Source organism: Microcystis sp. M_QC_C_20170808_M9Col, assembly GCF_007095495.1.
Taxonomy (GTDB): Bacteria; Cyanobacteriota; Cyanobacteriia; order Cyanobacteriales; family Microcystaceae; genus Microcystis; species Microcystis aeruginosa.
Genome location: NZ_SFBZ01000190.1, coordinates 1 through 8,143, shown reverse-complemented (window position 1 = coordinate 8,143; position 8,143 = coordinate 1). Strand labels below are relative to the sequence as shown.

At 45.8% G+C, this 8,143-nt stretch carries 8 protein-coding genes; 2 read left to right on the top strand and 6 right to left on the bottom strand.

The window, feature by feature from the left end:
• On the bottom strand, positions 1–335 hold a 335-nt coding region (locus EWV68_RS11295), incomplete at its 3' end, for an RNA-guided endonuclease InsQ/TnpB family protein (protein ID WP_287169823.1).
• Positions 336–449: 114 nt separating this feature from the next.
• On the opposite strand from EWV68_RS11295, the gene EWV68_RS11290 reads away from it, so the two are divergent.
• Both EWV68_RS11290 and EWV68_RS11285 read left to right on the top strand, forming a co-directional pair.
• Positions 450–824, top strand: coding sequence for a DUF433 domain-containing protein (locus EWV68_RS11290; RefSeq protein WP_002758892.1), 375 nt, complete (start codon positions 450–452; stop codon positions 822–824).
• Positions 821–1,213: a DUF5615 family PIN-like protein gene (locus tag EWV68_RS11285; RefSeq protein ID WP_002758893.1), complete on the top strand. Its 393-nt coding sequence runs from the start codon at positions 821–823 to the stop codon at positions 1,211–1,213. Before EWV68_RS11290 ends, EWV68_RS11285 begins: the two co-directional genes overlap by 4 nt.
• A gap of 371 nt (positions 1,214–1,584) precedes the next feature.
• On the opposite strand, the gene EWV68_RS11280 is transcribed toward EWV68_RS11285, so the two are convergent.
• The 5 genes from EWV68_RS11280 to EWV68_RS11260 all read right to left on the bottom strand — a co-directional run bounded on the left by EWV68_RS11280 (position 1,585) and on the right by EWV68_RS11260 (position 7,903).
• A complete protein-coding gene (locus EWV68_RS11280) occupies positions 1,585–2,889 on the bottom strand; it encodes an ABC transporter substrate-binding protein (protein ID WP_287169822.1) in 1,305 nt (434 codons plus the stop codon).
• 474 nt (positions 2,890–3,363) lie between these two features.
• Positions 3,364–4,602: a carboxyl-terminal processing protease CtpA gene (gene ctpA, locus EWV68_RS11275; protein WP_287169820.1), complete on the bottom strand. Its 1,239-nt coding sequence runs from the start codon at positions 4,600–4,602 to the stop codon at positions 3,364–3,366.
• A 191-nt stretch (positions 4,603–4,793) separates the two neighbouring features.
• Positions 4,794–5,873, bottom strand: coding sequence for a class II fructose-bisphosphate aldolase (gene fba, locus EWV68_RS11270; RefSeq protein WP_002744497.1), 1,080 nt, complete (start codon positions 5,871–5,873; stop codon positions 4,794–4,796).
• A gap of 132 nt (positions 5,874–6,005) precedes the next feature.
• Positions 6,006–7,133, bottom strand: coding sequence for an aldo/keto reductase (locus EWV68_RS11265; RefSeq protein ID WP_287169819.1), 1,128 nt, complete (start codon positions 7,131–7,133; stop codon positions 6,006–6,008).
• A gap of 269 nt (positions 7,134–7,402) precedes the next feature.
• Positions 7,403–7,903, bottom strand: coding sequence for a bifunctional nuclease family protein (locus tag EWV68_RS11260; RefSeq protein WP_061432090.1), 501 nt, complete (start codon positions 7,901–7,903; stop codon positions 7,403–7,405).
• Positions 7,904–8,143: the final 240 nt, after the last annotated feature.

The following is an 8,143-nucleotide window of genomic DNA, read 5'->3' as shown; positions in this document are numbered from 1 at the left end:
AATTCGGCACTTCCTCCCTGATGTTTTTTCTTAAAGTTAGGATACTTAGTACGACCAGCAAAGAAATTAGTAAAAGCTGTTTGTAAATGTCTTAACCCTTGTTGTAAAGGTACACAGCTAACTTCGTTTAAAAAGTCTAATTCTTCTTGTTTTTTCCAATCGGTTAGCATTGAAGAAGTTTGAGCATAGCCTACTCTTTCTTGCTTTTCGTACCAAGCTTGTGTTCGTTCGTGGAGAGCTTTGTTGTAAACTAATCTTACACAGCCCAATGTGCGCCGCAATAGCGACTCTTGTTCTGGTGTCGGGTAAAATCGGTAAGAATAGGCTTTTTCCATATCTCGCATTCTAGCATATATCGTGTAAATGCGCTAATATTTAACAGTAAAGCCGTCGTAGAACGACGGGGTTTCAGACCCAAATTTTCGATGAAATTCTAGAAGGTTATGAGTATGGTTCTGGTATCCAACGGGCAATCAGCTATTATTCGTACAGAGCGTGGATTGACAATCGCCGGTACGCGAATTACCCTTTATGATGTTATGGATTACCTAAAGGCTCAGTATCCCCCCAAGCTGATTCGTGAAAAACTTGGTCTTAATGATAGACAGATTGATTCAGCCCTAGCATACATTGAGACTCATTGTACTGAGGTTGAAGCCGAGTATCAAGAATGCTTGCAGACAGCGACAGAAATTCGTCAATACTGGGAAGAGCGAAATCGTGAGCGATTTGCCAAGATTGCGGCGATGCCCCCTAAGCCTGGTCAAGAAACCATTCGTGCGAAGCTTCAAGAGTGGAAAGCACGCATTGAATCTCAATCATGAACTTTCTGATTGACTACAACTTAACGGGCGATGTTGTTTTATTCTGGGGAACCCTCTCAGCAGAAGGATGGCTTGATCTTTTGCCCATCCGCTTCTTCACCTTTCAGGATGTTGGATTGCCGATGGATAGTAGTGATCGGGTTGTTTGGCAATTTGCTCAAAACACTCAGATGATTTTAATTACAGCAAATCGAAATATGAAAGGAATTGATTCGCTGGAACAAACCATACGTGAAGAAAATACACCCGCTTCCCTGCCAATTCTGACAATTGGAAACCCTGATCGCTTTGATGAAAGTAGCTATCGGCAAAGATGTGCTACCCGCTTGATTGAGATTTTATTTGATCTAGAAAACTATATGGGAGTCGGTCGAATTTTCATCCCATAAGACTGTTGGGGAAATTCAGGGACTTTTTCCCTGAAAATTAGGTAATTGACCCCCTCAAAATCTGTAAAACCCCACACCCCACACCCTACACCCTACACCCTGCCCCTAGGAAAAACTTTTTCAGCAGACCCTAATTAAGACAGGTAAATGAGTCAATTTGACCCACAAAGATGATCTTTTTTTTGTGTAGTTTTGTTGCAAAAAAAAAAGTTTTTTTGACAAAAAGCACAAAGTATGAATGATGAATTATGAAGTGGGGTAGTGAAGTAGTGGGGAAGTGGAGCATTTGGCTGAAATTTCCCTAAACCCCTAAATCCCTATCACCCTATCCCCTACCTCCTGCCTTCTGCCTCCTGATCACTGATTACTGATTACTGATTAGGTGTCACCTTATCAATAACCTTGAGAGTCCCGTCATCCTTGACAGTCCAGACATCGTAACTACCGACCACATCGCCATTTTCATCGATATCCACATTGCCACTGGCCCCCTGATAGTTAATATCCTCGCCTCTGCGAATCATTTCCATGGCTTGACAAGCATCGGTTACTTCCGTCCCCGGACCGTTAGCCACCTCACGAATCTTGCTTTGAATCCCTTCACCAGTGTTAGATTTAGCCGCCTCAGCTGCTAACATCAATAAAACCGCCGCGTCCCAAGTATGGGGAACAAAAGCGGTGACATCCTTGCCGGTTTTTTCTTTCCAGAGAGTCGTAAAAGCGCTTAAAGCTTGACCGTCGGCCCCAGGGACTGTACCTAGGGCGCCGGCAATAATTGACTTACCATCGGTTCCTTTCCCCACCTGTTTGGTGAAATCTTCCGAATAAACCCCATCGGTGAGGAGGACGGTAACTCCTTTGGTCAATCCCTGTTTATAGGCCGCTTGCAGTAATAAACTGCCGGTTTCAGCGTAAAGGACTGCCGCTACAGCATCCGGTTGGTTAGCGAAGGCAGCCGCCGCTTCACTATCGAGAGTGGCAGCTCTCGGGTCATAACGGACAGGATTTTGCTTATTAGTGATAGTGCCGCCTAATTTATCGAAAGCGCTCACGAATTCCCGTTCAAATCCGACTCCATAATCGTTATTGATCACGACGGTGGCCACATTTTGAAAACCCTTTTTCTTAGCTAGGACCGCTAAAGCTTGAGCTTGGTAGGTGTCCGGGGGAGCCGTCCGCGCCCAAAAACCTTTAAAATCGCCTTTTTTCGCCCTGTCAGTAAATACAGGACTGGTGCTACCCGGAGAGACTAACATAACTTTCTTTCTCACCGCCACATCGACGGCTGCTCCTGAGACGCTACTGGCAAAGGAACCGATCACACCGGCTACTTTATCCACCTCCGCTAGTTTCGTCATCGCTGAAGCACCGGCGGCGGGATCGGTTTGGTCATCTTCTTTCACGAGGGTGACGGGTTTGCCATTGACTCCACCACAGGCATTGATAGTCTCTACCGCTAGGGCGGCTGCTTCGGGCATATTTTGACCAATGGCGGCTAAATCTCCGGTAATGGGCAGTAAAGCCCCTAATTTTAAGCCTTGATCACCGGGGCCAGTGGTGGTGGGACTAGAGGCAGTGTTATCGGGGGTTTGGGCATTATTACAAGCGGTTAAAAAATTAGCTAACAGGCTGATGCTCAGGGTTAGGGCTAGGGGCGATCGAATATATCTCTGCATGGCAGTAAAATCAAGGATGAGTCAAGGTTGCAAGACTGAAAAGCCCGGACTGGGAAAATTCTAATCGATGTTAGCATTCTCTTCAAATCAAACAGGTTTCCATCTTAATTTAGATATTGATGGAAAAAATGGCTAATTTGTTCGACCTATGCCGTCGGGTGTGGGGTGTGGGAAGTTTTTTCAGTGATCAGTAAACAGTAAACAGTAAACAGTAAACTGAAAACGGTTCTTTTTGTTTGTCTTAGGCAATAAACGGGGCTATAAGGGATAAAACCCTTATATATAAAGACATTGATGCGATCTTTGTTAATTGTTTTCCCTCTCTAACGAACTAATCAATTAAGTCTCTTGCCAGATAAGGATTTAGTCGATTTATGCCCCCCGATCGAACTATACCAAGTAACGAAGAATCCTGAAAACTCGCATCTGATAACTGATAACTGATAACTGGCAACTGATAACTGAAAACCCCACTTAGGAAGCTTTGGCTAAAACGGTCTTCTGGTTTAAAAACTGAATCGCCGTTTGGTATTGACTATCTTTTTCGGTGCCGATTTCCTGATATGTGATCGGTTCCTGTGCCACCACTTGATCGGGCATAATGCCTAACTTATGAATATCATGGTGGGCGGGAGTTTCATATTTAGCGACGGTAATCGCTAATCCTGCCCCATCCGGTAACTCGAATAAGGACTGAATTAATCCCTTACCGAAAGTCTTTTCTCCCACTAAAACCCCTCGCTGATTGTCCTGTAATGCTCCGGCTAAAATCTCGCTGGCGCTGGCGGTTCCCTGATTGACTAAAACCACTAAAGGCGCATCGGTTAAAGCATTGCCAGCAGCGGCAAAACTATCGGCAATTCCCTCACGATTAACCGTATAAACGATCGTTCCCTGATTAATCCACATCCGAGCGATTTCTATGCCCGCTTGCAGTAAACCACCGGGGTTATTTCTTAAATCTAAAATATAACCCTTGGCTCCTTGTTTTTGTAAGTTCGTCACCGCTTCCGAGACTTCTTTGGCAGCGTTAGCACTAAATTGATTTAAGCGCACATAACCGATGGGCAAGGAACTAGAATTTTTATCTAAAACCGCTACTACTGGACTTAAAGAAATGCGTTGACGGGTTAAAGATAGGGTTTTTGGTTGACTTTTTTGATCGGGAAGAATGACTAAGGAAACTTCTGTTCCGGGGGTGCCGCGCATTTTGGCCGCCGCCGCGTCGAGGGTTAAAGTAGTGGTATCGATGCCATCAATAAACAAAATGCGATCGTGGCTAGTCAAACCAGCGGCCTCAGCAGGAGAACCGGCAAGGGGGGCAACTACTTCTAAGTAACCATTGTCAGGATTGATATTAATTTGCAGTCCTACCCCCGATAATTCCCCCGTGGTGCTAATTTGTAGGTTATGGTATTGATCCGGTCGCAGGAGACGGGTAAAAGGTTCATCGAGGGTGGCTAACATCTGTTCGATCGCATTGTAGGCCGCCGTCCGATCGTTGAGGGGTTTTTTGATGAATTGTTCCCGCACCTGCCACCAGTTTTGATGATTAAAGGTGTCATCATAATAGGATTGGTTGACTAATCGCCAAGATTGCAGTAGTAATTTTTGTTCTTCGCTAAAGGCGGCTGCTGTGGGTGTCCATGCCATCCAAGTTAGACAAAACCAAAATCCCACCAATAATCCCGCCCACAACGATTTTTTTCTCATCTTGCTTCTCTTATAAATCCAGTGCTGATCTGCTGATTATTTTCAGTATAGTCTTTTCTCTGAAATCGATTCTTATCTGGTAACTCTTTCCCTTGAAGGCATTCCCATAAAAAAGAGGGTAGTTATGGTTAACCACCCCAAAAAATTCTACTAGATCGGTGCTATTAAGCGATCGCTTAATTGTTCAGCTACTAGACAGCCACAACTTTTTTGCTGACTTGGGTTAATTGCCCTTTAGCATATTTGGCTGCGTAGTCATCGAGGGACATTTGTTTGATTTTGCTGGCGTTACCGGCGGTACCAAATTGTTGATAGCGATCGGCACAAACTTTCTGCATATAGGTGATCGAGGGTTTCAGGAAGAAACGGGGATCAAACTCTTTCGGGTTGCTGAATAGTGCTTCACGAACTGCGGCGGTAATTGCTAAACGGCAGTCGGTGTCGATATTGATTTTACGCACACCACTCTTGATGCCTTTTTGGATTTCTTCCACGGGAACACCGTAGGTTTCAGGGATAGCGCCACCGAATTGGTTGATTAATTCGAGGAGATCTTCGGGAACCGAGGAAGAACCGTGCATAACCAAGTGAGTATTGGGTAAGCGGTTATGAATTTCTTCAATGCGGCTAATAGCGAGAATTTCGCCAGTGGGTTTGCGGGTAAATTTGTAAGCGCCGTGGCTAGTACCAATGGCTACTGCTAAAGCATCTACTTGGGTTCTTTCGACGAAATCCACCGCTTCATCGGGATCGGTTAACAGCATCGAGTGATCTAATTCCCCTTCAAAACCGTGGCCATCTTCCGCTTCTCCTTTACCGGTTTCTAAGGAACCTAAACAACCGAGTTCCCCTTCCACACTAGCACCGATCGAGTGAGCAACTTTTACTACTTCAGCAGTAACGTTAACGTTGTACTCGTAGGTGGCGGGAGTTTTAGCATCCGCTTCTAAGGAACCATCCATCATAACACTGGTGAAACCGTTACGGATCGCCGAGTAGCAGGTGGCGGGTTCATTACCGTGATCTTGGTGCATCACGATGGGGATATGAGGATAGGTTTCCACCGCGGCGGTGATCAGGTGACGCAGGAAGTTTTCCCCTGCATATTTGCGCGCACCGCGAGAAGCTTGCAGGATAACGGGGCTATCGGTGGCTGCCGCCGCTTGCATGATCGCTTGGATCTGCTCCATATTATTTACGTTAAAAGCGGGGATGCCATATCCGTTCTCAGCCGCGTGATCCAACAATAACCGCATGGGGACGAGTGCCATATCCTTTACTCCTTAATCTATTTCTTGTTTTTTGTCTCTTTAAATTCAAGAAAGTTAATTCTCTTACCTGTTAATCTTAAGATAGTTTTTACACTTTGACGATCCCCAAAAAAAATTTTTCCCAGTTTCGTCCTAAGATGACCACAATCTCCGTCGCGGCGGGCCGTTAAGTAGTTCGTGTGTATCAAATAACAGCCGGGGAATCGGCAATTTTTCCGGGCAGCGAGGTAAACAATCACCGCATTCAGTACAATTATTCGCTTTGCGTCCGGGGAACCAATGACCGGCATTTTCCAGCATTCGATAGCGATACTGGCCAAAATCGGTCATTTCGTAAGCTACTGCCAGATTTCGCAGTCTCAACACTTCGGGGATATTAATATTTTCGGGACAGGGTAAACATTGATAACATTGGCTACATAAATCTGTAGCCAATTTATCGGTTAAATATGCCTCTAAACGCTTAAAAACGGCAATTTCTGCCGCATCTAGGGGCTGATCTCCTTCGCATACGTTAATAATTGTCTCTAATTCCTCTGGTATCGCTGCCCCGACGCTGAGGGTAGTAATGCGCGGATCGCTCAATAAAAAGCGATAATTTAGCTCTAAGGGTGAAAAAGGAGCGCATAATTCCTCTAGCTTCTTGGGAGGTCTGTGGAGACCCCCTCCCTTATCAGCAGGGGAAATAATAAACACACCCATGTCCTTTGCTTGGGCTAAAGCGATCGCCGGTTGCTGTCTTTGCCAAAAAAAATAGTAATGGATATTGACAAAAGCGAAGAAATCTGTATTGATCGTCTCCAGAATAATTTCTAGGGGTGCATGGGTAGAAAAGCCAATATGACCGATTTTTCCAGCTTCTTGGGCCAGAAAAACGGCTTTCATGCAGCCTTGCGGGTCTTTAATCCAGTTTAAATGCTCGCTGGTGTTAATACCGTGAATTGCTAGACAATCGAGGTAATTTAATTGTAATCGTTCTAGGGATTCGGCGATCGCTTTTTCCATAGTTTGGCGATCGGGAGTGGGGACTAATTTCGTAGTCAGATACACCCGCTCTCGCACCCCTTGACGCTGCAGGTAGCGACCGAGAAAAACTTCGCTATTACCGTAACCTCTGGCTGTTTCTAGGTGATTAATCCCCAATTCTAGGGCGCGATCAACTGTTGCAGTAAACACCGACTCTGAGGACAAACAGCGCATTGTCCCCAGGGAAAACAGCGAAAATTGCCAATTAGTACGGCCAAATCGTCGATAACGCATTGATTCAGTTATCAGTTATCAGTTATCAGTTAGAAGGTATTGGGTGTGGGGTGTGGGGTGTGGGGTGTGGGGTGATGGGGAAGTGGGGAAGTGGGGAAGTGGGGAAGTGGGGAAGTGGGGAAGTGGGGTGATGGGGTGTGGGGAAGTGGGGAAGTGGGGTGATGGGGTGTGGGGTGATGGGGAAGTGGGGAAGTGGGGAAGTGGGGAAGTGGGGCATTTGGCTGAAATTTCCCTAAATCCCTATCTCCTATCTCCTATCTCCTGAATTTTCACTGATCACTAAAATCACCGCGACGTTGGATCAGGTCTGAGGGGCTAAGATTGGAGACGAAATTGCGAAAAGCTTGACGTTCCTCTTCATCCGCATCACGATCAACGGGAATAGAAGCGGAAGCGATCACTTCTTCCATTACCCAGACGGGACTGTTGGTACGCAGGGCAATAGCGATCGCATCACTGGGACGACAATCGATTTCTTTTTTGACTTCGCCGCGCTGGAGACAGAGAACAGCATAAAAGGTATTATCTTGGAGAGAATGGATGATAATCTTTTCTAAATCCATGTCCCAAACTTTAAAAATATTAGCGATCAAATCGTGGGTGAGGGGACGAGGGGGTTTTTGTTGTTCGAGGACGGTGATAATGGCCTTAGCCTGATCTTGTCCGATGTAGATAGGTAGGGCGCGACGCTCGGAACCATCCTTGAGTAGTACAATGGGACTGCGAGTGATAGCGTCTAGGGCAATTCCAGCGACTTTCATTTCGATCATGACTATGGCTTCTCCAATATAGAGATTCAGCTAGGGAAGGAGTGGGAAAGCAACCTGAATAATATAGTGCTTCGTTACACTCACAGTATGCCCTAAGATGGCAGAGATTAGCCTCATCTTTATTGACATCCTCGCCGCCCTAAAAGTGCGGCGATTCCTAAACCTCACGATTTAAGTTTCTGCTTCCACCACCGTCGCATACCACAGTTAAAAAACCATGTACTGTCTTACACAGAGTCC

Bases quoted from the DNA above. Each gene is read 5' to 3' on its own strand.
- EWV68_RS11290 (WP_002758892.1), top strand. From the start codon at position 450: ATGGTTCTGGTATCCAACGGGCAATCAGCTATTATTCGTACAGAGCGT.
- EWV68_RS11285 (WP_002758893.1), top strand. From the start codon at position 821: ATGAACTTTCTGATTGACTACAACTTAACGGGCGATGTTGTTTTATTC.
- EWV68_RS11280 (WP_287169822.1), bottom strand. From the start codon at position 2,889: ATGCAGAGATATATTCGATCGCCCCTAGCCCTAACCCTGAGCATCAGC.
- ctpA (WP_287169820.1), bottom strand. From the start codon at position 4,602: ATGAGAAAAAAATCGTTGTGGGCGGGATTATTGGTGGGATTTTGGTTT.
- fba (WP_002744497.1), bottom strand. From the start codon at position 5,873: ATGGCACTCGTCCCCATGCGGTTATTGTTGGATCACGCGGCTGAGAAC.
- EWV68_RS11265 (WP_287169819.1), bottom strand. From the start codon at position 7,133: ATGCGTTATCGACGATTTGGCCGTACTAATTGGCAATTTTCGCTGTTT.
- EWV68_RS11260 (WP_061432090.1), bottom strand. From the start codon at position 7,903: ATGATCGAAATGAAAGTCGCTGGAATTGCCCTAGACGCTATCACTCGC.